Raw genomic sequence first — 26,662 nt, forward strand, 5'->3', positions numbered from 1 at the left:
GACGGGAGCAGCGCTCACTTATAGGAGCACCGCTCACCGCACCCCCGCACCCACCAACAACCCAAGGAGCCCTCATGTCCACCTCCACCCACGTCCAAAAACCCGGCCGGATCACCGTGAACGTCATCAACCCGACCATCGCCTGGTTCACCCGCCGCGGCCTCAGCGTCTGGGGCTCCCGCGTGCTCGCGGTCCGTGGGCGCAAGAGCGGCGAGTGGCGGACCACCCCCGTCAACGTGCTGACGCTGGACGGCGAGCAGTACCTCGTCGCCCCGCGCGGCCACGTCCAGTGGACGCACAACATGCGTGCCGCGGGCGGCGGTGAGCTGCGGCTGGGCAAGCGGGTGGAGGAGTTCACCGCCACGGAGGTCGCCGACGACGACAAGCCGCCGCTGCTGCGCGCCTACCTCAAGCGCTGGAAGGCCGAGGTCGGCGTCTTCTTCCGGGGGGTCGGTCCCGACTCGCCGGAGTCCGAGCTGCGTCGTATCGCTCCCGACCACCCCGTCTTCCGCATCACGGTCAGGACGTGACCTCGGCTCCCTCGCGGCCTCCGTCGCCGCCCCGGCCCTCCCGCTCCCCTTCCTGCTTGCTCTCCTGGTCCTTCCCGACCGGTGACCGCCGGTCGAGCGCGGTCAGGGCGCGCTGGGCCATCGGATGGCTGCGGACCAGCTCACCCAGCGAGGTCGAGCCCTGGGTGATCTCACGGAAGGCGTTCCACGCGGGCCGGAACCCGGTCAGCAGGGTGTGGACGAATCCGGGCCGCCGTTCGAAGATCGCCAGCATCCGCTTGCCGACGCTCATCTCCACGCCGAGACCGGCCTTGACGGCGAAGGCGTAGTTCAGCGCCTGGCGGCGGGCGTCCACGGCGTCGTGCGCCTCCGCGATGCGCACCGCCCACTCCCCCGCGAGGCGTCCCGACCGCAGGGCGAAGGAGATGCCCTCGCGCGTCCACGGCTCCAGCAGCCCCGCCGCGTCACCGCAGACCAGCACCCGGCCGCGCGAGAGCGGTGAGTCGTCGGCGCGGCAGCGGGTCAGATGGCCGGAGGAGATGGACGGTTCGAAGCCGGCGAGGCCCAGCCGTCCGATGAAGTCCTCCAGGTAGCGCTTGGTGGCCGCGCCCTCGCCGCGCGCCGAGATGACGCCGACCGTGAGGGTGTCGCCCTTGGGGAAGACCCAGCCGTAGCTGCCGGGGATCGGGCCCCAGTCGAGCAGGACCCGCCCCTTCCAGTCCTCGGCCACCGTGTCCGGGACCGGGATCTCCGCCTCCAGACCGAGATCCACCTGGTCGAGCTTGACGCCGACGTGGGCGCCTATCCGGCTGGCGCTGCCGTCCGCGCCGACGACGGCCCGGGCCAGCACCACCTCGCCGCCCTGCAGGACGACGGCCACCGTGCGCCGGTCGGGCACCGTGGAACCGTGCTGCTCCACGCGGGTCACCGTCGCGCCGGTGCGCAGTTCGGCGCCGGCCTTCTGGGCGTGCTCCACGAGCTGCTGGTCGAACTCGGGCCGGTTGATGAGCCCGAAGAGCATGGTGCGGGAGCGGCGGGTGCGGGTGAAACGTCCGTTGTTCGTGAAGGTCACGGCGTGCACCCGGTCCCGCAAGGGCAGTTCGAAGCCGGGAGGCAGGGCGTCGCGCGAGGGACCGATGATGCCGCCGCCGCAGGTCTTGTAGCGGGGCAGCTCCGCCTTCTCCAGCAACAGCACGCGCCGCCCCGCGACCGCCGCCGCGTAGGCGGCCGAGGCCCCCGCGGGTCCCGCGCCCACCACGACGACGTCCCACACCTGCCGCGCGTCGTCCGCCGAAGAGTTCTCGCTGCTCACGATGGTCTACTGCTCCGATCAAGCCGCATGCCGCACCTGTCCCCCGCATCCTACGGCGGCCGTCCGCGGGGGCCGCTGTGGGAGGATCGAGCCACACGGATCATCATGACGTGCACCCGCACGTCGTTACGTGCCGGCGCCCATCGCACCCGCACGTCCGCCCACACGTCGCACCCACGAGGAGCGTGCCCATGTCGTCGAATCCGGTCGCCGAGACCGTCGCCTCGCTGATGCCGCGGGCCAGGGCGGAACTCGGCGAGCTGGTGGCCTTCAAGTCGGTGGCGGACTTCGACCAGTTCCCGAGGAGCGAGAGCGAGGGGGCCGCCCGATGGGTCGCGGACGCGCTCGCCGCCGAGGGCTTCCAGGACGTGGCGCTGCTCGACACCCCGGACGGCACCCAGTCGGTGTACGGCCACCTGCCGGGGCCCGAGGGCGCGAAGACGGTGCTGCTGTACGCCCACTACGACGTGCAGCCGCCGCTGGACGAGGCCGCCTGGACGACTCCGCCGTTCGAGCTGACCGAACGCGACGGCCGCTGGTACGGGCGCGGGGCCGCCGACTGCAAGGGCGGTGTGATCATGCACCTGCTGGCGCTGCGCGCGCTGAAGGCGAACGGTGGGGTGCCGGTGCACGTCAAGGTGATCGCCGAGGGCTCCGAGGAGATGGGCACGGGCGGTCTGGAGCGGTACGCCGAGGAGCATCCGGAGCTGCTGGAGGCCGACGCGATCGTGATCGGCGACTCGGGCAACTTCCGCGCCGGCCTGCCGACCGTGACCTCGACGCTGCGCGGCATGACGCTGGTGCGGGTGAAGGTGGACACGCTGGAGGGCAATCTGCACTCCGGGCAGTTCGGCGGCGCCGCCCCGGACGCGCTCGCGGCGCTGATCCGGGTGCTGGACTCGCTGCGCGCGCAGGACGGTTCGACCACGGTGGACGGGCTGGGTGCGGACAGCCGGTGGGAAGGGCTGGAGTACGACGACGAGCAGTTCCGCCGGGACGCCCGGGTCCTCGACGGCGTGCGGTTGATCGGCTCGGGCTCGGTCGCCGACCGGATCTGGGCGCGCCCGGCGGTCACCGTGCTCGGCATCGACTGCCCGCCGGTCGTCGGCGCGACACCGTCCGTGCAGGCGAGCGCCCGCGCGCTGGTCAGCCTGCGGGTGCCGCCGGGCGTGGACGCGGCGCAGGCGACCAAGCTGCTCCAGGCGCACATCGAGGCGCACACGCCGTGGGGCGCGCGGGTGAGCACGGAGCAGATCGGGCAGGGGCAGCCGTTCCGGGCGGACACGAGCAGCCCGGCGTACCGGGCGATGGCGGACGCGATGGCGGTGGCGTACCCGGGGCAGGAGATGAGCTTCGCGGGGCAGGGCGGCTCCATTCCGCTCTGCAACACGCTCGCCGCCCTCTACCCGCGCGCGGAGATCCTGCTGATCGGGCTGAGCGAGCCGGAGGCGCAGATCCACGCGGTGAACGAGAGCGTGTCGCCGGAGGAGTTGGAGCGCCTGTCGGTGGCGGAGGCGCTGTTCCTGCGCAACTACGCCGCGAGCTGACGGCTTCGCCGACAACCGTTCTGCCGACAGCAGAGGGCCCTCGCCCCGGCGCGAGGGCCCTGCCTAACGTCGTCCCATGGACATCGTCGAGCTTCATCCGCGTCTTCACCTGCTGCGCTTTCCGGTCGGCCAGGCCTACGTCTGGCGCGACGGGTCCGAGTTGACGCTGATCGACGCGGGACCGGCTGGTTCGGGGGAACGGATCGCCGACGCCGTACGGGACTGGGGTCGCGTACGGCGCATCGTGCTCACTCACTTTCATGAGGATCATGCGGGCGGGGCGGGCGAGTTGGCCGCGCTGACCGGCGCGGAGGTGGTGGCGCACGGTCTGGAGGCGCCGGTGGTGCGGGGGGAACGGCCGGGCCCGGCACCGGTGTTCGAGGAGTGGGAGCGGCCCCTGCACGCGGCGGCCCTGGCTCTGCTGCCGCAGGTGGAGTACGCCCGCCCGGCAGGCGTCACCGAGGTGGAGGAGGGCGACGTCCTGGACTTCGGCGGCGGGGCGCACGTCGTCCATGCCCCCGGCCACACGCCGGGCAGCATCGGGGTGCATCTGCCGCGCCACGGCGTGCTGTTCACCGGGGACGCGGTGGCCGTGTCCCCGGTGGACGGCGCGGTGATCCTCGGGGTGTTCAACGTCGACCGGGCGCAGGCCGTCGCCTCCTTCCGCCGGCTGGCGGCGCTCGACGCGCGGATCGCCTGCTTCGGGCACGGCGACCCGGTGACCACCGATGCCGCGACGGCGCTGCGCGCGTCGGCCGACTCCTACGCCTGACCGGCCCGCCCGCTGCCTCTCCTGCACGCTCCCTCCCCTACACGCCTACGGGAACCCCTGCCTCCAGATAGAAGGCCGCGCCGCGTTCGCGCGCGCGCAGGGCCCAGCGCAGCCGCTCATAGCGGACCGGCGGCAGCAGGCCGGCGGCCTCCTCCTCGGTGACGAAACGGCAGTCGCGCAGTTCCGGGCCGGGCAGCAGCATGCTTCCCGCGGTGGCGGAGTCGAGGCGGCCGCCGTCGAAGAGGAGGCGCAGGCCGCCGTATCCGGGAGGGGCGGGCGGTTCCCAGTCCACGACGAGCAGGCGCGGTACGTCCTGAAGCCGGATCCCGGTCTCCTCGGCGACCTCGCGGATCCCGGCGCGGGCGGGGGCCTCGCCGGGTTCGACCACGCCGCCGGGGAACTCCCAACCGGGCTTGTAGGTGGGATCGACGAGCAGGACGCGGTCCCGTTCGTCGAAGAGGAGGACACCGGAGGCGAGGGTCTCGGCGGTGGGTTCCGGCGTCTGCACGATGTCGCAGGCGGGCACGGCCCCCGAGCCGACCGCCTCCGCGATGCGGACGGCCGTCTCGTACGGCGTGAGGGCGCCGTTGTCGACGAGGTGGGCGTCGGCGACGAGCCAGGAGGCGAGGGCGGTGTGGTAGGGCTCGATGTGGTCGCGGGCCCACTGGCCCGCGCGTATCTCGCGTATCGCGCCGTCGGGCGGGTCCGGGGGGACCTCACGGGCGGCCATGCGCGCACGCAGGATCGTTTCAGCCGGGGCGAGCAGGACGTGCCGGACACTGATCCGGCGTGCGGCGAGGCCGCCGAAGATCTCGTCGCGGTACTCCTGGCGCAGCAGGGTCATGGGCACCACGAGGGTGCCGCCCAGCTCGTTCAGCAGCGCGGCCGCGGTGTCGATGACGAGACGGCGCCAGATCGGCAGGTCCTGGAAGTCGCCGACCTCGGCGAGGCGTTTGGCCGGCAGCAGGTGCCCGAGCGCTCCGCCGATGTCCTCGGGGTCGAAGAGCGTGCTGTTCGGAATCAGTTCGATCAGTTCCCGTGCGGTCGTGGACTTTCCCGCACCGAACGCGCCGTTGATCCAAACGACGGTCACGTGTCCCCCTCTTCTGTTGGCCCCCTGTGGCTTGCCCGCTTCACCCTGCCACGGAAACCAGCCCCTGCTGAGGGCACACAAGCGGAAGCGCCGGTGCCCCTTCACGGGGACCGGCGCCTCGGGGTGCGGGGGGTGAGTCCTGGGTCAGTTCTCCCGCGCGCCGGGGGCGGGGGCGTCGTCCGGCCGCGGCGTGTCGGCGGCGGCGACCGCCCCGTCGAGCGACCCGAGCGCCTGACCGGCCCCGATGCCGTCCGGACGCTGGTCCACGCTGTGGGAGGGGCTGATCGCGGCGACGACGAACCCGGTGGCGAGTGAGGCGATGGCGAGCATGCTGCGCTTCTTCATGCCCCACTCAACGGCCGGCGCCGCCCGGGGGTCACGCAGGGCCGCGCGGGGAAACCACCCACCGGATGCCCACCACTGCCCACACTCACCACCGCTCATCGCCCGACCCCCCGTACCGCCCGACGAACCGCCCCGCCCGCCCCCTGCTCCGGCTCCCCGGGACCGCGCACAACACCACCGCCCCTCTCACACCCCCGCCGCCCGCACGCGCCCCCTCCGCCCCGTCAGGGCCGCGGCCGCCGCGCCCACCAGCCCGGCGTCCGTGCTCATCTGGGCCGGGGCCACGGTCAGGCGCCGTACGAAGGAGAGGGTCGCGTAGTCGGCGAGGGCCTCGCGCAGGGGGGCGAAGAGGACGTCGCCCGCCTTGCCGACGCCGCCGCCGATGACGGCGATGTCGATCTCGACCAGGGTCGCGGTGGCCGCGATGCCGGCGGCGAGGGCCCGGGCGGCGCGTTCGAAGGAGGCGACGGCGACCGGGTCGCCCGCGCGGGCGGCGGCGGCCACCGCGGCGGCGGACGTGTCGCCGCCCGGGCCGGGCAGCCAGCCGTCCTCCAGCGCGCGCCGCGCGATGTTGGGACCGCTGGCGATGCGCTCCACGCAGCCGCGTCCCCCGCACGGACACGGGTCGCCGTCGAGGTCGACGCTGATGTGGCCGATGTGGCCCGCGTTGCCCGTCGGGCCGGGATGCAGCCGTCCGTCGAGGACCAGCCCGCCCCCGACTCCCGTCGACACGACCATGCACAGCGCGTTGTCGTGGCCGCGCGCCGCGCCCTGCCAGTGCTCGGCCGCCGTGATGGCCACGCCGTCGCCGATCAGCTCGACGGGCAGCCCGCCGGTCGCCGCCCGGACCCTCTCGACCAGCGGATACTCCCGCCAGCCGGGCACGTTGACCGGGCTGACGGTGCCCGCCGAGGCGTCCACCGGGCCGGCGCTGCCGATGCCGACGGCGTCCGCCCGTCCCCACAGGGGCGAGGCGCTCAGCTCGCCGATCACCTCTTCGACGGCCCGCATCACGGTGTCGCCGTCCTGCCGGGCGGGCGTGGGGCGCTGGGCGCGCGCCAGGATCCGGCCGCCGTCGTCCACCAGCGCGCCCGCGATCTTGGTGCCGCCGATGTCCAGCGCGGCCACGAGGTCGGTGTGCATCAGTGTGAAATCTCCCCGTCAGCCATCGGTCACATCGGAAAACCTAGGCAGTGTCCCCGCTTTTGACAACGTTGTCCAGTCGTCCAGGCCCTATGCTCGACGCCACATCCCCACGGGAAAGGCGCCACCTCCCCGGGAACCCGCAGGACCCACGCAGAAGGACAGGATCCCCACCGTGCCCGAGAGCCACCGCCGAGCAGACCGCCCCACCGGGACCCGCTACGGCAACCGGCCGACCATGAAGGACGTCGCGGCGCGCGCCGGGGTCGGCCTGAAGACGGTCTCCCGGGTGGTGAACGGTGAGCCGGGCGTCACGCCCGAGACGGAACGCCGCGTGCAGGAGGCCATCGAGGCCCTCGGTTTCCGCCGCAACGACAGCGCCCGCGTGCTGCGCAAGGGCCGCACCGCCAGCATCGGGCTGGTCCTCGAGGACCTGGCGGACCCGTTCTACGGCCCCCTCAGCCGCGCGGTGGAGGAGGTGGCCCGCGCGCACGGCGCCCTGCTGATCAACGGCTCCAGCGCCGAGGATCCCGAGCGCGAGCAGGAACTGGTGCTGGCACTGTGCGCGCGGCGGGTGGACGGGCTGCTCGTCATCCCCGCCGGCGGCGACCACCGCTATCTGGAGCCCGAGCTGAAGGCGGGTGTCGCCACGGTGTTCGTGGACCGCCCGGCCGGGATGATCGAGGCGGACACGGTGCTCTCGGACAACTTCGGCGGCGCCCGCGACGGCGTGGCCCATCTGATCGCGCACGGGCACCGCCGGATCGGGTTCATCGGCGACATGCCCCGCATCCACACCGCCGCCGAGCGGCTGCGCGGCTACCGGGCGGCCCTGGAGGACGCCGGCATCCGGGCGGAGGCCTCCTGGACGTCGCTCGGCGCCACGAACCCGCAGCGGGTGCGGCGGGCAGCCGAGGAGATGCTGTCCGGGCCCGCCCCCGTCACCGCAGTCTTCGCGGGGAACAACCGGGTGACGGTCACGGTGATCCGGGTGCTCGCCGAGCACACCCGCCCGGTGGCCCTCGTCGGTTTCGACGACATCGAACTGGCCGACCTGCTCCGGCCGGGCGTGACCGTGGTCGCCCAGGACGCGGCGACGCTCGGCCGCACCGCCGCCGAGCGTCTCTTCCGTCAGCTGGACGGCTCCCTGACGGCCCCGGACCGCATCGAGCTGCCGACCCGGCTGATCACCCGCGGCTCCGGTGAGCTGCCACCGGCGGACTGACGGGTCCACCCGTGGACGACCGCACGGACGAGGACCGCACGCTGGAGGCCCTCGGACGGGCCGTGCTGCCGCGTGAGGCGCCGCCGGCCTGCCCGGCCGCCCGGCCGCCCGGCCGCCCGGCCGCCGGATGCTGCCCTGCTGGACGGCGACCGGCTGCTGCCGCTGGACCGCCCGGTGCACGAGGGCCGGGGGCCCGTGCTCGCCGTCGGGTCGAACGCCTCCCCCGCTCAACTGCGTCACAAGCCGGCCGAGTTCGGCGTCATCTCCCGCGTGCCGATGGTGAAGGCGCGGGTGACCGGCGTCGACGTGGGCGTCTCGGCGCACGTGAGCCTCATGGGGTACGTCTCGGCGTCGCCGGTCCGCGCACGGCGCCGTATGGGAGTTGTTCGTGCTGTGGCTGGAGGCCGAGCAGCTCACGGTGCTCGACGCGAGCCAAGGCGTGCGCTCAGGCGCGGCGCCTTCCGCCGGGCGTGGCTGCCTTCGCCCGACGTCGGGGCCGAGGTCGCCCAAGGCCGGGTGTCACCGGGCGGGTTCGCGTGCGTCGACCGGCACGGCGTCCTGCCACGACGGCGCCGCCGGTGCGCCCCGCAGGCACACCGGCGACCGGCGCGTCCTGATCGGTGAATTCCTCGTCGCCCTCCCGCGGTTGGGCGAGCTGTTCGGGGACACGCCGGAGGCGTTCTGCGCGCGGGCGCGCGCCGACCGGGGGCTGTGCGACCGGGGGCACCCGGCTGTTCGCCGGGGAAGGGCTGTGACGGCCTGCGGCCCGGAGCGGTACGTCCGCGCCCGCGAGCCGGGAGGCGCCTGCCGAGGGCCTCCCGCGCGGGCTCGCCGGACGGACGCGGCGGGCCTCGGTCTCACCGCACGGACGGATCAGGTCGCCGTCGGGTTCCGGCGCCGGGGGGCCGCGAAGGCCTCCAGGTCGGCGCGGGTCAGACCGCTGTGCCGGGCGACCTCGGCGACGTCGAGGGCGCCGCAGTCCAGGCCGCGCAGCAGATGGCCGCTGAGGGCCTTGGCGGTGGCGGGTTCGTCCATGATGTCGCCGCCGGCCCGCTCGGCGTAGCGGGCGAGTCGCCCGGCGGCCTGGGCGAAGCCCTCTCGGTAGAAGGCGAACACGGCGGCGTAGCGGGTGGGGAGGTGGCCGGGGTGCATGTCCCAGCCCTGGTAGTAAGCACGGGCCAGGGCCCGCCGGGTGAGTCCGTAGTGCAGCCGCCAGGCCGCGTGGACCTGCTCGGTGGGGCCGACCGGCAGGACGTTGGTGGAGCCGTCCGAGAGGCGTACGCCGGTCCCGGCGGCGGCGACCTGCATGACCGCCTTGGCGTGGTCGGCGGCCGGATGGTCACTGGCCTGGTGCGCCGCGGAGACGCCGAGGCAGGCGCTGTAGTCGAAGGTGCCGTAGTGCAGTCCCGTGGCGCGGCCCTCGGCGGCCTGGATCAACCGGGCGACGGTGGCGGTGCCGTCGGCGGCGAGGATGGCCTGGCTGGTCTCGATCTGGACCTCGAAGCCGAGCCGGCCGGACGGGAGGCCGTGCGCCTTCTCGAACGCCTCCAGGAGCCGGACCATGGCGGTGACCTGCTCGGGGCAGGTGACCTTGGGCAGGGTGAGCAGCAGCCCGTCGGGCAGTCCGCCGGCCCGCATCAGGCCGGTGAGGAAGATGTCGAGGGTGCGGATGCCGCGGTCGCGCACCGGGGCCTCCATGCACTTCATGCGGATGCCCGTGTACGGGGGCGCGGTGCCGTCCGCGTGCGCCTCGGCGACGAGCCGGGCGGCCCGGGCGGCGGTCTCGTCCTCCTCGGCGTCGGGGCGTGGGCCGTAGCCGTCCTCGAAGTCGATGCGGAGGTCTTCCACCGGCTCCCGTTCCAGTTTGGCGCGGACCCGGTCGTGGACGGCCTCGGCCAGGTCGTCGGCCAGGCCGAGGACGGCGGCGAAGGAGGCGGCGTCGGGCGCGTGGTCGTCGAGGGCGGCGAGCGCCCGGTCGCCCCAGGAGCGGACGGTGCCGGCGGCGAAGGCGTCGCCGGGCACGTAGACGGTGTGGACGGGCTGGCGGGTGCCGGGGTCGCCGGGGTAGCGGCGCGCCAGTTCGGCGTCGACGGGGGCGAGGAAGGCGCCGATCTCCTCGGCGACCGTGTCGGCGAGGCTCGTCGCCACCTGCTCCTGCTGGCCCTGCCCCATCCCGAACCCTCCATTTTCCGCTTTACGGAATCAGTAATCCGTAAAACGAAGTTATCCGGGACCCCCACGCCGGTCAACGCCGCTTCCCGACCGGGCCACTGCGGGCTCTCGACATGTTCACTCTCATCTCATCCGGCGCGGGAAGACTCTCGACGAGCGCACCTCCACCGCACCCCGTCCGCCTCGTCAGCCGCGTCCGAAGGAGCCCCCGTGCCGAACCACAGCCGCCTCACGCGCCGCCTGGGCCTGCAGACCGCGTTGGCGGCGGCCGCCGCCCTGCCTCTGTCCGGTACAGCACTGTCCGCCGCGCCCGCGTCGGCCGCCGAAGCGGCGGGCGACGCGCTGCGGGTCATGTCGTTCAACCTGCGGTTCGCGAGCACGGCCGAGCCGAACAGCTGGGCCGTGCGCAGGCCGGTGACGCGCGAGCTGCTGCGCCGCGAGCGGCCCCACGTCCTCGGCACCCAGGAGGGCCTCTACCAGCAGCTGCGGGACATCGACGCCGACCTCGGGCCGCACTACGACTGGATCGGCACGGGCCGCGCGGGCGGCAGCCGCGACGAGTTCATGGCCGTGTTCTACGACACCCGGCGGCTCGCCCCGGTGGAGTACGACCACTTCTGGCTCTCCGACACCCCGGACGTCATCGGATCCAACACCTGGGGCGGCGGCTCCATCCGGATGGTCACCCGGGTCCGGTTCCGGGATCTCGCCGACGCCGGACGGGAGTTCGGCGTCCTCAACACCCACCTGGACAACCGCAGCCAGGACGCACGCGCGCGTGCCGCCCAGCTGATCGCCCGGCGGATCGCCGCACTCGGCCCGGCGCTGCCGCTGCTGGTGACCGGCGACTTCAACGTCGCCGCGCACCGCAACCCGGTCTACGACACGATGCTGGCCGCAGGGCTTACCGACACCTGGGACACGGCCGCCGAACGCGGCCCGCTGTACGCCACGTTCCACGGCTACCGGCCGCTGACGCCCGGCGGCGACCGCATCGACTGGATCCTCGCCACGCCGGGGGTCGCCGTCCACCGGGCGGAGATCAACACCTTCTCCGTGGACGGCCGGTTCCCGAGCGACCACCTGCCCGTGCAGGCGACGCTGACCCTGGGATGAGACGAGGCCCCCGTGACCGGTGCGGTCACGGGGGCCTCGTACGGCCCGGGCCGGGCGCGTCGATCAGCCCTTGCGGGCCTTGATCTCCTCGGTGAGCTGCGGGACGACGTCGAACAGGTCGCCGACGACGCCGTAGTCGACCAGGTCGAAGATCGGGGCCTCGGGGTCCTTGTTGATGGCCACGATGGTCTTCGAGGTCTGCATGCCCGCGCGGTGCTGGATCGCGCCGGAGATGCCGGAGGCGATGTACAGCTGCGGCGAGACCGACTTGCCGGTCTGGCCGACCTGGTTGGTGTGCGGGTACCAGCCGGCGTCCACCGCGGCGCGGGAGGCGCCGACGGCCGCGCCGAGGGAGTCGGCGAGCGCCTCGATGATCGCGAAGTTCTCGGCGCCGTTGACGCCTCGGCCGCCGGAGACGACGATCGCGGCCTCGGTCAGCTCCGGGCGGCCCGTGGACTCGCGCGGGGTGCGGCCGGTGACCTTGGTGCCGGTGGCCAGCTCGCCGAAGGAGACCTCCAGCGCCTCGACCGCGCCGGCGGCCGGGGCGGCCTCGACGGCGGCGCTGTTGGGCTTGACGGTGATGACCGGGGTGCCCTTGATCACGCGGGACTTGGTGGTGAAGGCGGCGGCGAACACCGACTGGGTGGCCACCGGGCCCTCGTCGCCGGCCTCGAGGTCGACGGCGTCGGTGATGATGCCGGAGCCGATGCGCAGCGCCAGACGGGCGGCGATCTCCTTGCCCTCGGCGGAGGACGGCACCAGCACGGCGGCCGGGGAGACGGCCTCGTACGCGGCCTGCAGGGCGTCCACCTTCGGGACGACCAGGTAGTCGGCGTACTCGGCGGCGTCGTGGGTCAGCACCTTCACGGCGCCGTACTCGGCCAGCGTGGCGGCGGTGTCGGCGGCGCCGCCTCCGAGGGCCACGGCGACCGGCTCGCCGATGCGGCGGGCCAGGGTCAGCAGCTCCAGGGTGGGCTTGCGGACGGCGCCGTCCACGTGGTCGACGTAGACGAGGACTTCAGCCATGGGAATGCTCTCCTGCTTGCGAAAGTGTGAGGGGGCGGTCGGCGAATGCGGGGCTCGGATGAACTTCCGGCCCGCGAGGCTGCGTCAGACGAACTTTCGCTCCGCGAGGAAGGCGGCGAGCTGCTTGCCGCCCTCGCCCTCGTCCTTGACGATCGTGCCGGCCGTGCGGGCCGGGCGCTCGGTCGCGGACTCGACCTTGGTGAAGGCGCCGTCGAGGCCGACCTCCTCCGCGTCGATGTCCAGGTCGTCCAGGTCCCAGGACTGCACCGGCTTCTTCTTGGCCGCCATGATGCCCTTGAAGGACGGGTAGCGCGCCTCGCCCGACTGGTCGGTGACCGACACGACCGCGGGCAGCGTGGCCTCGAGCTGCTCGGAGGCGGCGTCGCCGTCGCGGCGGCCCTTGACCGTGCCGTCCTCGACGGAGACCTCGGAGAGCAGGGTGACCTGCGGGACGCCCAGGCGCTCGGCGACCAGCGCGGGGACGACGCCCATGGTGCCGTCGGTGGAGGCCATGCCGGAGATGACCAGGTCGTAGCCGGCCTTCTCGATCGCCTTGGCCAGCACCAGGGAGGTGCCGATGGCGTCGGTGCCGTGCAGGTCGTCGTCCTCGACGTGGACGGCCTTGTCGGCGCCCATCGACAGGGCCTTGCGCAGGGCGTCCTTGGCGTCCTCGGGGCCGACCGTCAGCACGGTGACCTCGGCGTCGTCGGCGGCCTCCGCGATCTGCAGCGCCTGCTCGACCGCGTACTCGTCCAGTTCGGAGAGCAGACCGTCCACATCGTCGCGGTCGACGGTCAGGTCATCGGCGAAGTGCCGGTCGCCAGTGGCGTCGGGCACGTACTTCACAGTGACAACGATCCTCAAGCTCACGCCGGCTCTCCTACTGCATCGTCATTTCTCGGCTGCCTGCTTGCAGGCAGCATAGGCGCCCTCAAGCGGCCGATCCCATCGGAGCGACCCACGCCCCGAGCGAGATATTACTCGCCAGTACATCCAGTTCCTGCCCGCTAAGCAAGCGCTTTGAACTGTGACCTTCGCAACGCAGCGTAACCGGAACCGGCCCGCTCCGCACACACGGACGGACCGTGATCAATCGCGCAGCGCGGTGAACCGCCCCTGGTGGTAGAGGAGCGGGCGGCCGGCGCCGTCCGGGTCGCCCGAGACGATCTCCGCGACGACGATCCGGTGGTCGCCGACGGGCACGCGCGCGTGGACGCGGCACACCAGCCAGGCCTGCACACCGTCGAGGACCGGAACGCCCTCGGGCCCCTCGCGCCACACGGTGGGCGCGGCGAACCGGTCGGCGCCGCTGCGGGCGAAGGTGGCGGCCAGCTCCCGCTGGTGCTCGCCGAGGATGTGCACCCCGACGTACTCGGCAGCCGAGACGGCGGGCCAGCTGGAGGAGCCGACGGCGATGCCGAAGGAGAGCATCGGCGGTTCGGCGGAGACGGAGGTGAGGGAGGTGGCGGTGAATCCGACCGGGCCGTGCTCGTCCCGCGCGGTGATCACCGCGACGCCCGCCGCGTGCCGCCGGAACGCGGCACGGAGCAGTTCGGACGCGGTGAGCCGAGGGCTGGCGAGTTCGGTGCCGGCGGTCATGAAGGGCCTTCTCCTGGGGTGGGCGGGCCAAAGCAGGCTGACGATATCCGTGCGATGCAGTCAAGGCCGCGCCCGTTTGCGCGGGCGGCCCCACGCGGGTCCGCACGGCCTGCGCGCGGCGGTCCGCCGGTCCTCATAGCGCCTCCCCCAGGGCCGCGACGACGTCCGCCCTGCGGGGCTGTCCGGCGGCCCGGCGCACGATCCGCCCCTCGGCGTCGAGGACCAGCACGGTGGGGGTCCGCCGGATGTCCAGGGCGCGTACGAGGGTCAGCCGGGCCTCGGCGTCGATCTCGACGTGGACCACGCCGGGGACCAGGGCCGCCACGTCGGCGAGGACGCGGCGGGTCGCCCGGCAGGGGGCGCAGAAGGCCGTGGAGAACTGGACCAGCGTGGCCCGCTCCCCGAGGCCGGCGCCGAGTTCCGCCGGGCCCAGCCGCCCGTCCTCGTCCTGTGCGCGCACGCGCGACCTCCCACCACGGGTCGGGTTCTTCCTGCCATCCCCTGGCCAACCGGTCCAGGGACCGCAAACATTCCCGGCTCCCGCAAGGGTTTCCCCCGAGGAACGCTCGACGCATGGCCAAGGAAGGGAAAAAGCCCGAGGTGGGCACAGGGCCGACGTGACGAGGATCTCTCCGCGCGCGGGCACCAGGGCTGGCTACCCGTCCGTTCTTGGGGCACGATCTGCGAGATGCCGTAAACCTACGGCAGCGTAGCTTTCCGGCCGGGAACCTCCCCAGGCAGAGCAGGAAGGGTCCGTCCCGCCCATGGCAGAACTCGTCTACCGTCCCGTCGTCGGCCTCGCGCTCACCTTGTTCAAGGCATGGGACCTCAAGATCGACTGCAAGGGGTCGGAGAACATTCCGCGCTCGGGCGGCGCCGTGCTGGTGAGCAATCACATCAGCTATCTCGACTTCATCTTCAACGGGCTGGCGGCGCTGCCGCAGAAGCGCCTGGTGCGCTTCATGGCGAAGGAGTCGGTCTTCCGGCACAAGGTCTCCGGTCCGCTGATGCGCGGCATGAAGCACATCCCGGTGGACCGCACGCAGGGCGAGGCGGCCTACGCGCATGCGCTGGACGCGCTGCGTTCGGGCGAGGTGGTGGGCGTGTTCCCCGAGGCCACGATCTCGGAGTCGTTCACGCTCAAGAGCTTCAAGTCGGGCGCGGCGCGCCTGGCGCAGGAAGCGGGCGTCCCGCTGATCCCGATGGCCGTGTGGGGCACGCAGCGGCTGTGGACCAAAGGTCACCCGCGCAACTTCAAGCGCAGCCACACGCCGGTGACCATCCGCGTCGGCGAGCCCGTCGAGGCCCCCCGCGACCAGTACGCGGGCGCGATCACCCGGCGGCTGCGCGACCGCGTGCAGGAGCTTCTGGAGGCGGCGCAGCGCGCCTATCCGACCCGGCCCCGGGACGCGGACGACACCTGGTGGCTGCCGGCCCACCTCGGCGGCACGGCGCCCACGCCCGAGCAGGTCCGCGAGGCCGAGAAGCGCTGACTCCGGGGCCGCCCGAAAGCCGCCCCGCCCCGCCCGGAAGCCGTCCCGCGCCGTCCGGGAACTCCCCGCCGCCTCAGAGCCGCCGCCTCAGAGCCGCCGCCTCAGAGCGCGGTGGGGAGCGTCGCCCACAGGGCCGGACGGTCGGGCGCCGCCCGCAGGGCCCGGAGCACGGCCGGACGAGGGCGGGCGTAGAGGACCGGGTGATCCTCCTCCCCGGCCTCGGGGTGGGGGGTGAACGCCAGCCGTTCGCCGTCCAGGGAGAACCGCGCGTCCACGCCGGGCTTGTTGCCGCGCGGGTCCTGGCGGTGCCAGGCGCCGTTGAACCGCACGGCGACCAGGCCGTGCAGCACGTCGAACCGCTGGTAGCACAGCGCCGTCGGGATGTCCTCGGCGCGCAGCAGCGCGGCGAGCGCGTGGGCCTTGGCGTAGCAGATGCCGGTGCGCTGCTCGAGGACGTCGGAGGCGCGCCAGGTGACACGGAGGTCGCCGGCGTCGTGGGAGTGCGGTATCTCGTCGCGCACGAACTCGAATGCGGCCCGTGCATATTCATACGAGTCGGCGACCCCGCGGGCCAGCCGCGCGGCGGTCTCCACGACGAGCGGGTGATGGTGGTCAATCGCCTCGTCGGCGGCTAGGTAGGCGGAGAGGTCGGCCGTCTCCTGGATGAGCTGCATGGCATCGGAGCATAGGTATGCGGCCGATCGAGAGTCAATGCACTTTCGATCAACCGCATACCTATGCAGTCCTTGGGACGTCGGGCGCGGCTAGCGGGCCATCTCTTCCTTCAGGGCGGCCACGAACGCGTCGACGTCGTCCTCGGTCGTGTCGAAGGCGCACATCCAGCGGACGTCACCCGCGGCCTCGTCCCAGAAGTAGAAGCGGAACCGCTTCTGCAGGCGCTCGCTCACATCGTGCGGGAGCCGGGCGAAGACGGCGTTGGCCTGCACCGGGTGGAGGATCTCCACGCCGTGCACGGCGCGCACGCCCTCGGCCAGGCGCTGGGCCATCTCGTTGGCGTGCCGGGCGTTGCGCAGCCACAGGTCCTTCGCCAGCAGGGCCTCCAGCTGCACCGAGACGAAGCGCATCTTGGAGGCGAGCTGCATGGACATCTTGCGCAGGTGCTTCATCCGGCGGACGGCGTCCTGGTTGATGACGACGACCGCCTCGCCGAACAGGGCGCCGTTCTTGGTGCCGCCGAGGGAGAGGATGTCGACGCCGGCCGCGTTGGTGAACGCCCGCATGGGGACGTCCAGGGACGCGGCGGCGTTGGCAATCCGCGAGCCGTCCAGGTGGACCTTCATGCCGTGGGCGTGGGCGTGGTCGCAGATCGCGCGTATCTCGTCGGGCGTGTAGAGGGTGCCCAGCTCGGTGGCCTGGGTGATGGAGACGGCCTGCGGCATGGCCCGGTGCTCGTCCTCCCAGCCGTACGCCTGCCGGTCGATCAGCTCGGGGGTGAGCTTGCCGTCCGGGGTGGGCACGGTGAGCAGTTTCAGCCCGCCCATGCGCTCGGGGGCGCCGCCCTCGTCGACGTTGATGTGCGCGCTCTCGGCGCAGATCACCGCGCCCCAGCGGTCGGTGACCGCCTGGAGCGCGACGACGTTGGCGCCGGTGCCGTTGAAGACCGGGAACGCCTCGGCGGTGGCGCCGAAGTGGCTGCGCACGATCCGCTGGAGGTTCTCCGTGTACGCGTCCTCGCCGTACGCCACCTGATGCCCGCCGTTGGCGAGGGCGAGCGCGGCGAGCACCTCCGGGTGGGCCCCGGCGTAGTTGTCGCTGGCGAACCCCCGGCTGTCCGGGTCGTGGTGGCGGCGCGCGTCGGTCTTCGGAGGGTTCACGGCTTCTCGGTCAGCCACAGACGGTTTCCGTTCACTTCGGCGGCGGGCTTGTCCCAGACTCCGGCGATGGCCTCGGCCAGGTCCTTGACGTCGGTGAAGCCCGCGAACTTCGCGTTGGGTCGCTCGGCGCGCATCGCGTCGTGCACCAGCGCCTTCACCACCAGGATGGCAGCCGCCGAGGTCGGCCCCTGCTCGCCCCCCGCCTTGCGGAAGTAGTCCGCGAGGGCGAGCGTCCACGCCTCCGCGGCGGCCTTGCCGGCGGCGTACGCGGCGTTGCCCGCCGTCGGCCTCGTCGCGCCGGCGGCGCTGATCAGGACGTAGCGGCCCCGGTCACTGCGCTGCAGCGCCTCGTGGAAGGCGAGGGAGGTGTGCTGCACGGTGCGGATCAGCAGCAGCTCCAGGAAGTCCCAGTCGTCGAGGCTGGTCTTGGTGAAGGTCTCGCTGCCGCGCCAGCCGCCGACCAGGTGGACCAGCCCGTCGACGCGCCCGAACTCCTTCTCGGTGCGCGTCGCCCAGTCGCGGGTGGTGTCCAGGTCGAGCAGGTCCACGGTCTCGCCGGTGACGGTCGAGCCGCCGGCGGCGTACCGCGCGGCGTCGACGGCCTCGGCGAGCCGCTCCGGGTCGTTGTCCGCGCCGACGACCGTGGCGCCCGCCTCGGCCAGCCGCAGCAGCGTCGCCCGTCCTGCCGGTCCCCCCGCGCCGGCCACCGCGATCACCGCACCGCTGAGAGCCCCGCCGTTACCCATGTCCGTCTCCTCCTGAGCAGTGTCCTCGGTACGGCGGTCGCTCACGCGGCCATCCGCTCGGCGCCGTCCGCCGTGATGCCCTTGGTGGAAGCGATCACGTTCTTCAGCTTCTTGGACAGGGCCTCGTAGAACATGCTCAGCGGAAACTCGTCCGGAAGCACGTCGTCCACCAGCTTGCGCGGCGGCTGGGTCAGGTCCAGGGCGTCGGGGCCCTTGGCCCACTTGGAGCCGGGGTGCGGGGCGAGGTAGGTGGAGACCAGTTCGTAGCCGGCGAACCAGTGGACCAGCTTGGGGCGGTCGATTCCGTCGCGGTACAGCTTCTCGATCTCGGCGCACAGCTGGTTGGTGACGTGCGGGGCGCGCTGCCAGTCGATGAACAGCTTGTTGTCGGTCCAGCGGACGACGTCGTGCCGGTGCAGGTAGGCGAAGAGCAGCTGGCCGCCGAGACCGTCGTAGTTGCGGACCCGCTCGCCGGTGACCGGGAAGCGGAACATCCGGTCGAACAGCACCGCGTACTGCACGTCACGGGCCTGCGGGACGCCGTCGGCCTCCAGCTTCACGGCCTCCTTGAAGGCGGTGAGGTCGCAGCGCAGCTCCTCCAGGCCGTACATCCAGAACGGCTGGCGCTGCTTGATCATGAACGGGTCGAAGGGCAGGTCGCCGTGGCTGTGGGTGCGGTCGTGGACCATGTCCCACAGCACGAATGCCTCCTCGCACCGCTTCTGGTCGTGGACCATCGCGGCGATGTCCTCGGGGAGCTCCAGGCCGAGGATGCCGACGGCGGCTTCGGTGACCCGGCGGAAGCGGGCGGCCTCGCGGTCGCAGAAGATGCCGCCCCAGGTGAAGCGCTCGGGGGCCTCGCGCACGGCGATGGTCTCGGGGAACAGGACGGCGGAGTTGGTGTCGTAGCCGGCCGTGAAGTCCTCGAACTTGATGCCGCAGAACAGCGGGTTGTCGTAGCGGGTGCGCTCGAGTTCGGCCAGCCAGTCGGGCCAGACCATGCGCAGCACGACCGCTTCGAGGTTGCGGTCCGGGTTGCCGTTCTGCGTGTACATCGGGAAGACGACCAGGTGCTGCAGACCGTCCCGCCGGTTGGCGGCGGGCTGGAAGGCCAGCAGCGAGTCCAGGAAGTCGGGTACGCCGAAGCCGTCGTCCGCCCAGCGGCGCAGGTCGGCCACGAGGGCGGCGTGGTAGGCGGCGTCGTGCGGGAGCAGCGGGGACAGCTCCGTCACGGCGTCGGCGACGCGGCGCACGGCACGCTCGGCCTCCGCGCGGCCGGGGGCGCCCTCGGCGTCGAAGTCGATGGACCCGTCCTTGGACTGCCATGGCCGGATCTGCTCCACGGCATCCTTGAGCACGGGCCACGCCGGGTGGTCCACCACCCTGTCCGCCGGAGGAATCCGCTCCCCCGCACCCGCCTGCACAAGAATTTCCGTCATGTCCCATCCTCCACGCGAGAACCTCTCGTACGCAGACCGTATACGTGCGGGGTTTCTCCCAGCAAGGGGACCATCGGGAAATTATCCTGCCCCAACCCCGCCTTCACCGCATTTTTTCCTGTCGGTCACCGGCGTGAACGCGGGCGCTTCCCGACTCCGTCGCTGCCGAGGCAGTCGGCCATGACGATCCGGGCTGTCGGCCGGGGGGTGAACACGCAGTGCGGCCGGCGCGCTCCCTGGAGCTGGACGGCGTGACCGCCGACCAGCCGGGGATCGAGCGCACCGGCCGCTTCACCGCGTGAGGCTCAGACCAGGTCCTTGACCAGCAGTTCGAACTCCAGCCCGGCGCGGAGCGGAACGCCGAAGCGCTCGTCGCCGTACGGGAACGGGCTGGTGCGGCCCGTACGGCGGTAGCCGCGCCGCTCGTACCAGGCGATGAGGTCCTCGCGCACCGAGATCACGGTCATGTGCATCTGCGTGGCGCCCCAGGCCAGCCGGGCCTGCCGCTCCGCCTCCGCGATGATCCGCTTGCCGAGGCCGGCGCCCTGCAGCCGGGGGCTGACCGCGAACATGCCGAAGTAGGCGTGGTCGCCGCGGTGTTCCAGCTGGCAGCAGGCGACGACGGCGCCGTCCCGCTCCACCGTCAGCAGCCGGCTGTCCGGCGCCTCGATGACCGCGAGCACGCCCTCGGGGTCGGTGCGCTGCCCTTCCAGGATGTCCGCCTCGGTGGTCCACCCGGCCCTGCTCGCCTCACCCCGGTACGCCGACTCGATCAGCGCGACCAGCGTGCCGACGTCGGCGGCGGTGGCGTCCCGGAAGGTCAGGTCGGCGGCGGGGCCTGCGGTCGCGGTGGTTCCGGCGGTCTCGGCTGTGGACATCTGTCGGCTCTCCGGTTCTCGTGCGCGCGGCTCGGCAGCGACGAGCCTAACGCTGCCGCTACCCTGCGGATGCATGGTGCACGTACTCAGCAGCCGTACCCTGCTCCGCCCCACCGACCCCGAGCGCTCGCGCGCCTTCTACGGCGGGCAGCTCGGCCTCTGCGTCCATCGGGAGTTCGGCACGGGGCCGCAGCGCGGGACCGTCTACTTCCTCGGCGGCGGCTTCCTCGAGCTGTCCGGCCGCTCCGAGACGCCGCCCGACCCGTCCGTGCGGCTGTGGCTCCAGGTGGAGGACGTCGCCGCGGCCCAGGAGGAGCTGCTGGCCGCGGGCGTGGAGATCGCCCGGCCGCCGGTGCGGGAGCCGTGGGGACTGATCGAGATGTGGATCGCGGATCCGGACGGGACGCCGATCGTGCTGGTGGAGGTGCCGGCGGACCATCCGATGCGGTACCGGCCGGGCATCTGAGACCGGCGGGGCTCGGGACCGCTCCGGCTCAGGTGCGCGGGGCACCCGGGCGGTTCTCCAGCCGCCCGAGCAACGCGCCGAGCAGCACCGCCAGTTCCCCCTGTGCCGCCGGGCCGAGACCGGACAGGACGGCGCTCTCGTAGGCGAGCTGGTCGGGCAGGACGCCGTCGACCAGGTCGCGTCCGGCGTCCGTGAGGCGCAGATGGGCCACCCTGCGGTCGCGGTCGTCGCCGCGCCGCTCCACCAGGCCGCGTTCGGTGAGGTGCTTGACGCGCTTGGTGACGGCGGCGCCGGAGGAGTAGGTCTCGCGGGCCAGTTCGCCGGGGGTCAGCTCGCAGCCGGTGCGGCGCAGCGCGCCGAGCAGGTCGAACTCGGGCCTGCTGAGCCCGGCGCGGCGCAGCGGAGCGTCCTCGGCCTGCTGGAGGAGGGCGGCACAGCGGTTGACGCGGCCGATGATCTCGATCGGCCCGGTGTCGAGGTCGGGCCGCACGGCCCGCCACTGCCGCACGACGGCGGCGACGGTGTCGCCGCCGGTCCCCGCGCGAGCCGCGTCCGGCCCGTCCTCCCCGTTCTCCCCGGGCCCGGGGCCCGGGTTCGTCGCCGTCATGGCCGTGCGTCCTCCGTCGTCGTGCCCGTCTCCCGGTCCAGGAGCGGCCCTGCGTCGTGCCGTCGCGGTGAGCGTACGGCGTCCGCGGGCTTCGGCCGGCACGACCCGCTTCCGGGGCAGCGGTCCTGCCCCGCTCGCCGGACGCCGCGTCCGCCGCGGCTGCCTGGCCGGTCGGCGCGGCGGCGAGCGCCTGGCGAGCGGGCCGCGGGACCGGCCGGGGCGGGAGGCGGTGCGGCCGGGAAGCGGATGCGGTACGGCGAGGAAGTGGATGACGTGCTGTGCGGCATTCCCGCCACCGCCGCCCCGGCGCGCTCTGCGGCCCCGCCGTCATCCCGACCCGACGCGCCCCGCCGCCTCGCCGCCGCCCGCCCCGGCGCACTCGCAGTGCGCCGTGCACCGGATACACCCTGTGCACCCCTGCGCGCTCGCGTGGGCGCCGCCGGGCCCGGGCAGCCACTGAGCGTCGGCCGACGCGGTCCTGTCGCGCGGCCGCCGAGCGGGGAGGAGCGGCACGTGCACGGACCGGCTGCGTCCGGCTGGCTGCTGGTGGCGCTGTGCACGGCCACCGGCGCCTACTGTCTGCTGCGGCTGCGCAGCGGCGTGGAGGAGCAGCGGCGGACGGCCGGGGGCGAGGCCCTGATGGGGTTCGGAATGGCCGCGATGGCCGTGCCGGCGGCGGCCTTCACCCCGCCGCCGTGGGCATGGGGCGTCTACGCGGCGGTGTTCGGCGCGGCCGGGCTGCACGCCCTGTGGGCGGCCAGGACGAGCCGGCACCATCTGCACCATCTGGTGGGCGCCCTGGCCATGGTCCACATGTCCCTGGTGATGATGTCCGCCCCGGCCTCCGGGGCCGGGCACCAAGGCCACGGCGGCTCGGGCGTCCCGCTGCTGACCGGCGCCCTCTTCCTCTACTTCACCGGGTACGTCCTGCTCTGCGGCGCCCGGCTGATACCGGTCCCCGCCGTCGCGGGCGTCTCGCGGCGGGCGGGCTGGGCGGACCGGCCGGAGTTGGTGCGGGCGTGCCGGCTGTCGATGGGGATCGGGATGGTGGCGATGCTGCTCACCGTGTGAGAAACCGTGTGACAAAACGGACGACGAAACCGTGGCGTGCGTCACTTGGTCGCCGAGCCCGGCCTCGGAGCGGCCCGGCGCTCATAGGCTGTGGCCATGATGGTCCCCGCGGCACTGTTGCTGCTCGGCGTGCTGACCGCCGTGCTCGCCCCGCGGCTGCTCGCCCGGGCCGACTGGCCGGACCGCGAACCGGTGATCGCCCTGTGGATGTGGCAGTGCGTCGTGGCCGCGGTGCTGCTGTGCTGCGCGCTGTCGATGGCGCTGAGCGCGTCGGCCGCCTGGCACGCGGTGCGCGGCCGGCTGTTCGCGCCGGCGCCGAGCGCGGTCGTGGACGCTTACGCCTTCGGCCCGACCGGACCCTGGGCGGCGACGATCGCGGTGGCGCTCGCGGGCGGCGCGGTGTGGAGTGCGGCCATGCTGGTGCGGGAGGTCGTACGGGCCCGTGCGCGGCGTCGGCGGCGCCGGGCGGAACTGCTGCGGCGTGCCCCGGAGTTGCCCGGTGAGCAGCCGGGCGGTCGACTGGTGGTGCTGGAGAGTGAGCGGCCCGACGCCTGGTGGCTGTCCGGCTCCGAGCCCCGGTTGGTCGTCACGACGGCCGCGCTGCGCCGGCTCAAGGGACGGCAGCTGGACGCCGTACTCGCGCACGAGCAGGGGCATGCGCGGGCGCGGCACGACTGGCTGCTGCACTGTTCGCAGGCGCTGGCCGGCGGGTTCCCGCAGGTGCCGGTGTTCGCCGCGTTCCGGGACGAGATGCACCGGCTCGTCGAACTCGCCGCCGACGACATGGCCTCGCGCCGTTTCGGCCGGCTCACCACCGCGCTGGCGCTGGTGGAACTGAACGAGGACCGCGGGGTGTTCGGCCCCTCCCCCGCTTCGCAGGCGCACGTCCCGCAGCGGGTGCACCGCCTGCTCACACCGCCGAACCGGCTCACCGTGGCCCGCAGGCTGCGGCTGACCGCGACGGCCGCGCTGGTGCCCGTGGTGCCGGTGCTGGTGACGTTCGTGCCGGCGCTGCGCGCCCTCGGGTAGCCCTTACCCCGGGCCGGGTGGCCCTTTCCCCGCGCGGGGTTGGCCTCGGACCCGGCTCGTCGGCGAGGATCGAACCATGCAGACCCCCGCCGTCGACTCCCCGCCCCGGCCGGCCCCGCAGCGCCCGGCCGTCCGCCTCGCGGTCCCCCTCGCCTTGTGCTCGCTGCTGCTGCTCGCCCTGGTCGCCGCCGAGTGGCGGCTGCTGGTCGACTGGGACGGCGACGTCGCGCGCACCACCCACCGCTGGGCGGTGGACGAGCCGGGGCTGACGCACGCGTTCCGGATCCTCACCGACTGGGTGTGGGACCCGCAGACGATGCGTGTGCTGGCCGGCGTGACGGCGGTGTGGCTGTGGTGGCGGCGCGGAGCCCGCTGGACGGCCGTCTGGCTCGTCGCCACCTGCGCGTTGGCCACGGTGGTCCAGCAGTCCCTGAAGGCCGCCGTGGGGCGGGAGCGCCCGCACTGGCCCGACCCCGTCGACTCCGCGCACTACGCGGCGTTCCCCTCCGGACACGCCATGACCGCCACGGTGGTGCTGGGCGTGCTCCTGTGGCTGCTGCACCGGCACGGCGCCGGGCGGGCGGTGCGGCACACGGCGGCCGCGGTGGCGGCGGTGTCCGTGGCGGGGGTGGGCCTGACCCGGATCTGGCTCGGGGTGCACTGGGCCACCGACGTCATCGGCGGCTGGCTGCTGGGCGCCACGCTGGTCGCCCTGGCCGTCGCGGCCCACCAGCGGTGGCGGCCGTGACCGCCGGCGCCCGCGCCGGCCTGCGACATCGTCGCCGAAGAACAGCGCTGCCCGCCTCGGACGATCCCCCGCGTCGCCCGAGACGGACAGCAAACCCGGACCCGACCCGCAAGGGGTCGCGCCGGATGCCCTGAGTATAGTTGGCTGGCAGCCAGTCAACGCAGGAGTTACAGCATGACCCCCCGTAGCGCCTCGGTCAATGAAGAGTTGCGGAGGCGTTCCCGGGAGCGGCTCCTGCAAGCGGCGATCGAGCTGGTCAACGAGCGGGGATACGAGTCCACGACGCTCGGCGACATCGCCGACCGGGCCGGGTCGGCACGCGGTCTGGTGTCGTACTACTTCCCCGGCAAGCGCCAGCTGGTGCAGTCGGCCGTGCACCGGCTGATGCACCGCACGCTGGAGGAGGCACTGGAGCGGGAGCCGCGCACCGAGGACGGGCGGGAACGGATGGCGCGGGCCATCGACGCCGTCCTGGGCCTGGCCCGCGACCGTACCGTGCTGATGCGTCAGCACATGGCGGGGCTGCTCCAGGACGTCGGGTTCGTGCAGTGCCCGGAGCAGCAGCGGCTCGCGGAACTGCTGCGGGACACCTGCGCACGGCACGGCTCGACGGACCTCGCCACCGACTATCCGATGCTGCGGGCGCTGCTGATGGGCGCGGTCTACGCGATGGTGCTGCCGAACGTGGGAATGCCGATCGCGCCGCTGCGCGCGGAGCTGTTCCGCCGCTACCGGCTGGACTGGGAGCAGGGCTCCCCGCCGGACGCCGAGGCGCCCGGCGGGGAGCGCGAGGAACCGCTGTCACGGTTCTTCGCGACGGGTGAGGGTCAGTCGAAGTAGTCCGGCTGCGTCTGGACGTTGAGCTCGCGCAGCCGCACCCGCTCGGCCGGTGCGGTGCGCCGGTCGTGGAGCCTGAGCACGTCGAAGCCCTTGACGATGTCGTTCGAGTAGATGTGGCCGTTGTAGTAGTACGCCGACCAGGAACCGCCGCCCGTGAGCGTGTCGGTGCTCAGCGGGCCGCGCTCGAAGTAGGCGATCTCCTTCGGGCGGTCGGAGTCGGTGAAGTCCCAGACGGAGACGCCTCCCTGGTACCAGGCCTGGACCATGAGGTCCTTGCCCTTGACCGGGATCAGCGAGCCGTTGTGGGCGACGCAGTTCTCGGTGTCGGCCTGGTGGCGCGGGATCTTGAAGTAGCTGCGGAAGACCAGCTTGCGGTGGTCGCCCCGGCCGACGATGTCGTAGATGCCGTCGGCGCCGCGGTTCGGGCCGACCTCGGCGTTGCAGGTGGCCGCCCCGCCGCCGCCGAGTTCGTCGGTGAAGACGACCTTGTTCGCCTTCTGGTTGAAGGTCGCCGAGTGCCAGAACGCGAAGTTCACGTTGTCCTGGACCTGGTCGATGACCTTCGGGCGCTCCGGGTCCTCGATGGAGAACAGGATGCCGTCGCCCATGCAGGCGCCCGCGGCGAGGTCCTTGGAGGGCAGCACGGTGATGTCGTGGCAGCCGGTGGTCTTGGACACGCCCGGGTTGACCGGGCCGCCGGGGTTGCCGCCGCCGTCGGGGCCCTCGCCGGGGAAGAGGACCGGGAAGCCGACGACCGCCGCCTTCTCGGGGGCGTGCCGCGGCACCTTGATCACGGAGATGCCGTCGTGCGGCGGCCGGCAGTCGGGATAGGCGGCGTCCGGGGAGTACGAGGAGACGTAGACGTAGACGTTGCGGCGCTCGGGCACCAGCGTGTGGGTGTGCGAGCCGCAGGCGGTCTCGACGGCGGCGACGTACTCGGGGTTGCGCTTGTCGCTGATGTCGAAGACCTTCACGCCCTCCCAGGAGGACTTCTCGGTCACCGGCTGCGTGGTGCTGTTGCAACTGTCGTCGCTGCGCGAGGAGTCGGTGGACAGGAACAGCAGGTCGCCGGAGACGGAGATGTCGTTCTGCGACCCGGGGCAGAGCACCTGGGCGACCGTCTCGGGCTCCGCGGGGTCGCTGATGTCGAAGATGCGGAAGCCGTCGTAGTTGCCGGCGAAGGCGTACCTGCCCTGGAAGGCGAGGTCCGTGTTGGCGCCGGGCAGCAGGTCCTTGGGGACGTTGGTGAGGTGTTCGATGTTGGCGGAGTGGACGATCTCGTCCTTGCCGGGTATCTCCCCGGCCTCGATGGCCTCGCGCACCTCGGCCTCGGTGCCGCGGGACACCTCTCGCCCGGTCGCCGGCGCGTCCCCCGGGTCGGGGGTGGCGAGTGCCGGATGGGCCGTCAGCAGGGCGGCCAGGAGTCCGGCCGCGGCCGCGGTGACTCCCAGACCTCTGCGCCGCGTTCGGGGATCGTTGAACAGGGTCACTGTTTCCTCCCTTGTGCCGTTCGCCAGGGAACGGTTCACGGACCCCCGCAGTATGGTCTTGGGCATGCGCAGATCAACAGGGCGCAACGAACTTGTCATGAAGGTTTTCGGTGGGGCGTGCGCGGAAGAGTCCTAGGACCGTCACCGGCACTCACGAGGTG

Annotated in this window: 27 protein-coding genes; 11 read left to right on the plus strand and 16 right to left on the minus strand. The window is 73.1% G+C overall.

Translation table 11 applies throughout. The annotated features are described in order from the left end of the window. Window positions 1-74: 74 nt before the first annotated feature. Entirely contained in the window at window positions 75-530 is a 456-nt protein-coding gene (locus ACZ6KF_RS10620) for a nitroreductase family deazaflavin-dependent oxidoreductase (RefSeq protein ID WP_469159422.1), read from the plus strand. Here ACZ6KF_RS10620 and ACZ6KF_RS10625 read toward each other — a convergent pair. After that, window positions 520-1,821: a geranylgeranyl reductase family protein gene (locus tag ACZ6KF_RS10625; RefSeq protein ID WP_356630281.1), complete on the minus strand. Its 1,302-nt coding sequence runs from the start codon at window positions 1,819-1,821 to the stop codon at window positions 520-522. The two genes, ACZ6KF_RS10620 and ACZ6KF_RS10625, sit on opposite strands and share 11 nt — an antisense overlap. 191 nt (window positions 1,822-2,012) lie before the next feature. On the opposite strand from ACZ6KF_RS10625, the gene ACZ6KF_RS10630 reads away from it, so the two are divergent. Beyond that, window positions 2,013-3,368, plus strand: coding sequence for a dipeptidase (locus ACZ6KF_RS10630; protein ID WP_356630283.1), 1,356 nt, complete (start codon window positions 2,013-2,015; stop codon window positions 3,366-3,368). Between the two features lie 76 nt (window positions 3,369-3,444). Next, window positions 3,445-4,140 carry an MBL fold metallo-hydrolase gene (locus ACZ6KF_RS10635; protein ID WP_469238104.1) on the plus strand — a complete coding sequence of 232 codons (696 nt, stop codon included), beginning with the start codon at window positions 3,445-3,447 and terminating at the stop codon, window positions 4,138-4,140. A 37-nt stretch (window positions 4,141-4,177) separates the two neighbouring features. Here ACZ6KF_RS10635 and ACZ6KF_RS10640 read toward each other — a convergent pair whose 3' ends face one another. The 3 genes from ACZ6KF_RS10640 to ACZ6KF_RS10650 all read right to left on the minus strand — a co-directional run bounded on the left by ACZ6KF_RS10640 (window position 4,178) and on the right by ACZ6KF_RS10650 (window position 6,721). Beyond that, window positions 4,178-5,233: an NUDIX hydrolase gene (locus tag ACZ6KF_RS10640; protein ID WP_469177955.1), complete on the minus strand. Its 1,056-nt coding sequence runs from the start codon at window positions 5,231-5,233 to the stop codon at window positions 4,178-4,180. Between the two features lie 144 nt (window positions 5,234-5,377). Then, window positions 5,378-5,578, minus strand: coding sequence for a hypothetical protein (locus ACZ6KF_RS10645; RefSeq protein WP_469238106.1), 201 nt, complete (start codon window positions 5,576-5,578; stop codon window positions 5,378-5,380). 186 nt (window positions 5,579-5,764) lie between these two features. Then, window positions 5,765-6,721 carry an ROK family protein gene (locus ACZ6KF_RS10650; RefSeq protein ID WP_356630291.1) on the minus strand — a complete coding sequence of 319 codons (957 nt, stop codon included), beginning with the start codon at window positions 6,719-6,721 and terminating at the stop codon, window positions 5,765-5,767. A gap of 175 nt (window positions 6,722-6,896) precedes the next feature. Between ACZ6KF_RS10650 and ACZ6KF_RS10655 the strand changes: the two genes are divergently transcribed. After that, window positions 6,897-7,946 carry a LacI family DNA-binding transcriptional regulator gene (locus tag ACZ6KF_RS10655; RefSeq protein WP_356630293.1) on the plus strand — a complete coding sequence of 350 codons (1,050 nt, stop codon included), beginning with the start codon at window positions 6,897-6,899 and terminating at the stop codon, window positions 7,944-7,946. 873 nt (window positions 7,947-8,819) lie between these two features. On the opposite strand, the gene ACZ6KF_RS10660 is transcribed toward ACZ6KF_RS10655, so the two are convergent. Further along, a complete protein-coding gene (locus ACZ6KF_RS10660) occupies window positions 8,820-10,118 on the minus strand; it encodes a DUF6986 family protein (RefSeq protein ID WP_469238108.1) in 1,299 nt (432 codons plus the stop codon). Between the two features lie 210 nt (window positions 10,119-10,328). On the opposite strand from ACZ6KF_RS10660, the gene ACZ6KF_RS10665 reads away from it, so the two are divergent. Beyond that, window positions 10,329-11,234 (plus strand): endonuclease/exonuclease/phosphatase family protein, encoded by a 906-nt coding sequence (locus tag ACZ6KF_RS10665; RefSeq protein ID WP_469238110.1) that lies wholly within the window; start codon window positions 10,329-10,331, stop codon window positions 11,232-11,234. A 63-nt stretch (window positions 11,235-11,297) separates the two neighbouring features. On the opposite strand, the gene ACZ6KF_RS10670 is transcribed toward ACZ6KF_RS10665, so the two are convergent. From ACZ6KF_RS10670 to ACZ6KF_RS10685, 4 genes are all read right to left on the minus strand, one after another. After that, window positions 11,298-12,260 (minus strand): electron transfer flavoprotein subunit alpha/FixB family protein, encoded by a 963-nt coding sequence (locus tag ACZ6KF_RS10670; protein WP_356630299.1) that lies wholly within the window; start codon window positions 12,258-12,260, stop codon window positions 11,298-11,300. Window positions 12,261-12,344: 84 nt separating this feature from the next. Continuing rightward, complete coding sequence (locus tag ACZ6KF_RS10675) at window positions 12,345-13,130, minus strand: electron transfer flavoprotein subunit beta/FixA family protein (RefSeq protein ID WP_356630301.1); 786 nt, start codon at window positions 13,128-13,130, stop codon at window positions 12,345-12,347. A 219-nt stretch (window positions 13,131-13,349) separates the two neighbouring features. Further along, window positions 13,350-13,859, minus strand: a complete 510-nt coding sequence (locus tag ACZ6KF_RS10680) for a flavin reductase family protein (protein WP_356630303.1) — start codon at window positions 13,857-13,859, stop codon at window positions 13,350-13,352. Between the two features lie 133 nt (window positions 13,860-13,992). Beyond that, entirely contained in the window at window positions 13,993-14,319 is a 327-nt protein-coding gene (locus ACZ6KF_RS10685) for a TlpA family protein disulfide reductase (protein WP_469159427.1), read from the minus strand. Between the two features lie 304 nt (window positions 14,320-14,623). Between ACZ6KF_RS10685 and ACZ6KF_RS10690 the strand changes: the two genes are divergently transcribed. Continuing rightward, window positions 14,624-15,352, plus strand: coding sequence for a lysophospholipid acyltransferase family protein (locus ACZ6KF_RS10690; protein ID WP_469159428.1), 729 nt, complete (start codon window positions 14,624-14,626; stop codon window positions 15,350-15,352). 101 nt (window positions 15,353-15,453) lie between these two features. Here ACZ6KF_RS10690 and ACZ6KF_RS10695 read toward each other — a convergent pair whose 3' ends face one another. The 5 genes from ACZ6KF_RS10695 to ACZ6KF_RS10715 all read right to left on the minus strand — a co-directional run bounded on the left by ACZ6KF_RS10695 (window position 15,454) and on the right by ACZ6KF_RS10715 (window position 20,250). Then, entirely contained in the window at window positions 15,454-16,026 is a 573-nt protein-coding gene (locus ACZ6KF_RS10695; RefSeq protein ID WP_469177963.1) for a transglutaminase domain-containing protein, read from the minus strand. A 90-nt stretch (window positions 16,027-16,116) separates the two neighbouring features. Continuing rightward, the gene (locus tag ACZ6KF_RS10700) at window positions 16,117-17,187 is read right to left on the minus strand and encodes a threonine aldolase family protein (RefSeq protein ID WP_356630311.1); all 1,071 of its coding nucleotides are present in this window, start codon (window positions 17,185-17,187) and stop codon (window positions 16,117-16,119) included. Then, entirely contained in the window at window positions 17,184-17,933 is a 750-nt protein-coding gene (locus ACZ6KF_RS10705; protein ID WP_356630427.1) for an SDR family oxidoreductase, read from the minus strand. The genes ACZ6KF_RS10700 and ACZ6KF_RS10705 overlap by 4 nt, the downstream gene beginning before the upstream one ends. A gap of 41 nt (window positions 17,934-17,974) precedes the next feature. Further along, the gene (locus ACZ6KF_RS10710) at window positions 17,975-19,372 is read right to left on the minus strand and encodes a DUF6421 family protein (RefSeq protein ID WP_469238113.1); all 1,398 of its coding nucleotides are present in this window, start codon (window positions 19,370-19,372) and stop codon (window positions 17,975-17,977) included. A gap of 305 nt (window positions 19,373-19,677) precedes the next feature. After that, on the minus strand, window positions 19,678-20,250 hold the full coding sequence (locus ACZ6KF_RS10715; protein WP_356630315.1) for a GNAT family N-acetyltransferase: 573 nt from the start codon (window positions 20,248-20,250) through the stop codon (window positions 19,678-19,680). 73 nt (window positions 20,251-20,323) lie between these two features. Between ACZ6KF_RS10715 and ACZ6KF_RS10720 the strand changes: the two genes are divergently transcribed. Then, window positions 20,324-20,716 (plus strand): VOC family protein, encoded by a 393-nt coding sequence (locus ACZ6KF_RS10720; RefSeq protein ID WP_469159431.1) that lies wholly within the window; start codon window positions 20,324-20,326, stop codon window positions 20,714-20,716. A gap of 28 nt (window positions 20,717-20,744) precedes the next feature. On the opposite strand, the gene ACZ6KF_RS10725 is transcribed toward ACZ6KF_RS10720, so the two are convergent. Beyond that, on the minus strand, window positions 20,745-21,323 hold the full coding sequence (locus ACZ6KF_RS10725) for a MarR family winged helix-turn-helix transcriptional regulator (protein WP_469177967.1): 579 nt from the start codon (window positions 21,321-21,323) through the stop codon (window positions 20,745-20,747). 513 nt (window positions 21,324-21,836) lie between these two features. On the opposite strand from ACZ6KF_RS10725, the gene ACZ6KF_RS10730 reads away from it, so the two are divergent. From ACZ6KF_RS10730 to ACZ6KF_RS10745, 4 genes are all read left to right on the plus strand, one after another. After that, window positions 21,837-22,394 carry a DUF5134 domain-containing protein gene (locus ACZ6KF_RS10730; protein WP_356630321.1) on the plus strand — a complete coding sequence of 186 codons (558 nt, stop codon included), beginning with the start codon at window positions 21,837-21,839 and terminating at the stop codon, window positions 22,392-22,394. Between the two features lie 96 nt (window positions 22,395-22,490). Next, on the plus strand, window positions 22,491-23,423 hold the full coding sequence (locus ACZ6KF_RS10735; protein WP_356630323.1) for a M48 family metalloprotease: 933 nt from the start codon (window positions 22,491-22,493) through the stop codon (window positions 23,421-23,423). Window positions 23,424-23,499: 76 nt separating this feature from the next. Then, window positions 23,500-24,171 (plus strand): phosphatase PAP2 family protein, encoded by a 672-nt coding sequence (locus tag ACZ6KF_RS10740; protein ID WP_356630325.1) that lies wholly within the window; start codon window positions 23,500-23,502, stop codon window positions 24,169-24,171. 174 nt (window positions 24,172-24,345) lie between these two features. Beyond that, window positions 24,346-25,011, plus strand: coding sequence for a TetR/AcrR family transcriptional regulator (locus ACZ6KF_RS10745; RefSeq protein WP_356630327.1), 666 nt, complete (start codon window positions 24,346-24,348; stop codon window positions 25,009-25,011). Here ACZ6KF_RS10745 and ACZ6KF_RS10750 read toward each other — a convergent pair. Next, window positions 24,999-26,501 carry an LVIVD repeat-containing protein gene (locus ACZ6KF_RS10750; protein WP_469238115.1) on the minus strand — a complete coding sequence of 501 codons (1,503 nt, stop codon included), beginning with the start codon at window positions 26,499-26,501 and terminating at the stop codon, window positions 24,999-25,001. The two genes, ACZ6KF_RS10745 and ACZ6KF_RS10750, sit on opposite strands and share 13 nt — an antisense overlap. Window positions 26,502-26,662 lie beyond the last annotated feature (161 nt).

It is taken from the genome of Streptomyces sp. NPDC046379 (genome assembly GCF_055587785.1).

Coding starts and splice junctions, on each gene's coding strand:
- ACZ6KF_RS10670 (WP_356630299.1), bottom strand. CDS start 12,260: ATGGCTGAAGTCCTCGTCTACGTCGACCACGTGGACGGCGCCGTCCGC.
- ACZ6KF_RS10705 (WP_356630427.1), bottom strand. CDS start 17,933: ATGGGTAACGGCGGGGCTCTCAGCGGTGCGGTGATCGCGGTGGCCGGC.
- ACZ6KF_RS10680 (WP_356630303.1), bottom strand. CDS start 13,859: ATGACCGCCGGCACCGAACTCGCCAGCCCTCGGCTCACCGCGTCCGAA.
- ACZ6KF_RS10630 (WP_356630283.1), top strand. CDS start 2,013: ATGTCGTCGAATCCGGTCGCCGAGACCGTCGCCTCGCTGATGCCGCGG.
- ACZ6KF_RS10710 (WP_469238113.1), bottom strand. CDS start 19,372: ATGACGGAAATTCTTGTGCAGGCGGGTGCGGGGGAGCGGATTCCTCCG.
- ACZ6KF_RS10620 (WP_469159422.1), top strand. CDS start 75: ATGTCCACCTCCACCCACGTCCAAAAACCCGGCCGGATCACCGTGAAC.
- ACZ6KF_RS10725 (WP_469177967.1), bottom strand. CDS start 21,323: ATGACGGCGACGAACCCGGGCCCCGGGCCCGGGGAGAACGGGGAGGAC.
- ACZ6KF_RS10645 (WP_469238106.1), bottom strand. CDS start 5,578: ATGAAGAAGCGCAGCATGCTCGCCATCGCCTCACTCGCCACCGGGTTC.
- ACZ6KF_RS10660 (WP_469238108.1), bottom strand. CDS start 10,118: ATGGGGCAGGGCCAGCAGGAGCAGGTGGCGACGAGCCTCGCCGACACG.
- ACZ6KF_RS10740 (WP_356630325.1), top strand. CDS start 23,500: ATGCAGACCCCCGCCGTCGACTCCCCGCCCCGGCCGGCCCCGCAGCGC.
- ACZ6KF_RS10635 (WP_469238104.1), top strand. CDS start 3,445: ATGGACATCGTCGAGCTTCATCCGCGTCTTCACCTGCTGCGCTTTCCG.
- ACZ6KF_RS10650 (WP_356630291.1), bottom strand. CDS start 6,721: ATGCACACCGACCTCGTGGCCGCGCTGGACATCGGCGGCACCAAGATC.
- ACZ6KF_RS10690 (WP_469159428.1), top strand. CDS start 14,624: ATGGCAGAACTCGTCTACCGTCCCGTCGTCGGCCTCGCGCTCACCTTG.
- ACZ6KF_RS10720 (WP_469159431.1), top strand. CDS start 20,324: ATGGTGCACGTACTCAGCAGCCGTACCCTGCTCCGCCCCACCGACCCC.
- ACZ6KF_RS10735 (WP_356630323.1), top strand. CDS start 22,491: ATGATGGTCCCCGCGGCACTGTTGCTGCTCGGCGTGCTGACCGCCGTG.
- ACZ6KF_RS10695 (WP_469177963.1), bottom strand. CDS start 16,026: ATGCAGCTCATCCAGGAGACGGCCGACCTCTCCGCCTACCTAGCCGCC.
- ACZ6KF_RS10745 (WP_356630327.1), top strand. CDS start 24,346: ATGACCCCCCGTAGCGCCTCGGTCAATGAAGAGTTGCGGAGGCGTTCC.
- ACZ6KF_RS10715 (WP_356630315.1), bottom strand. CDS start 20,250: ATGTCCACAGCCGAGACCGCCGGAACCACCGCGACCGCAGGCCCCGCC.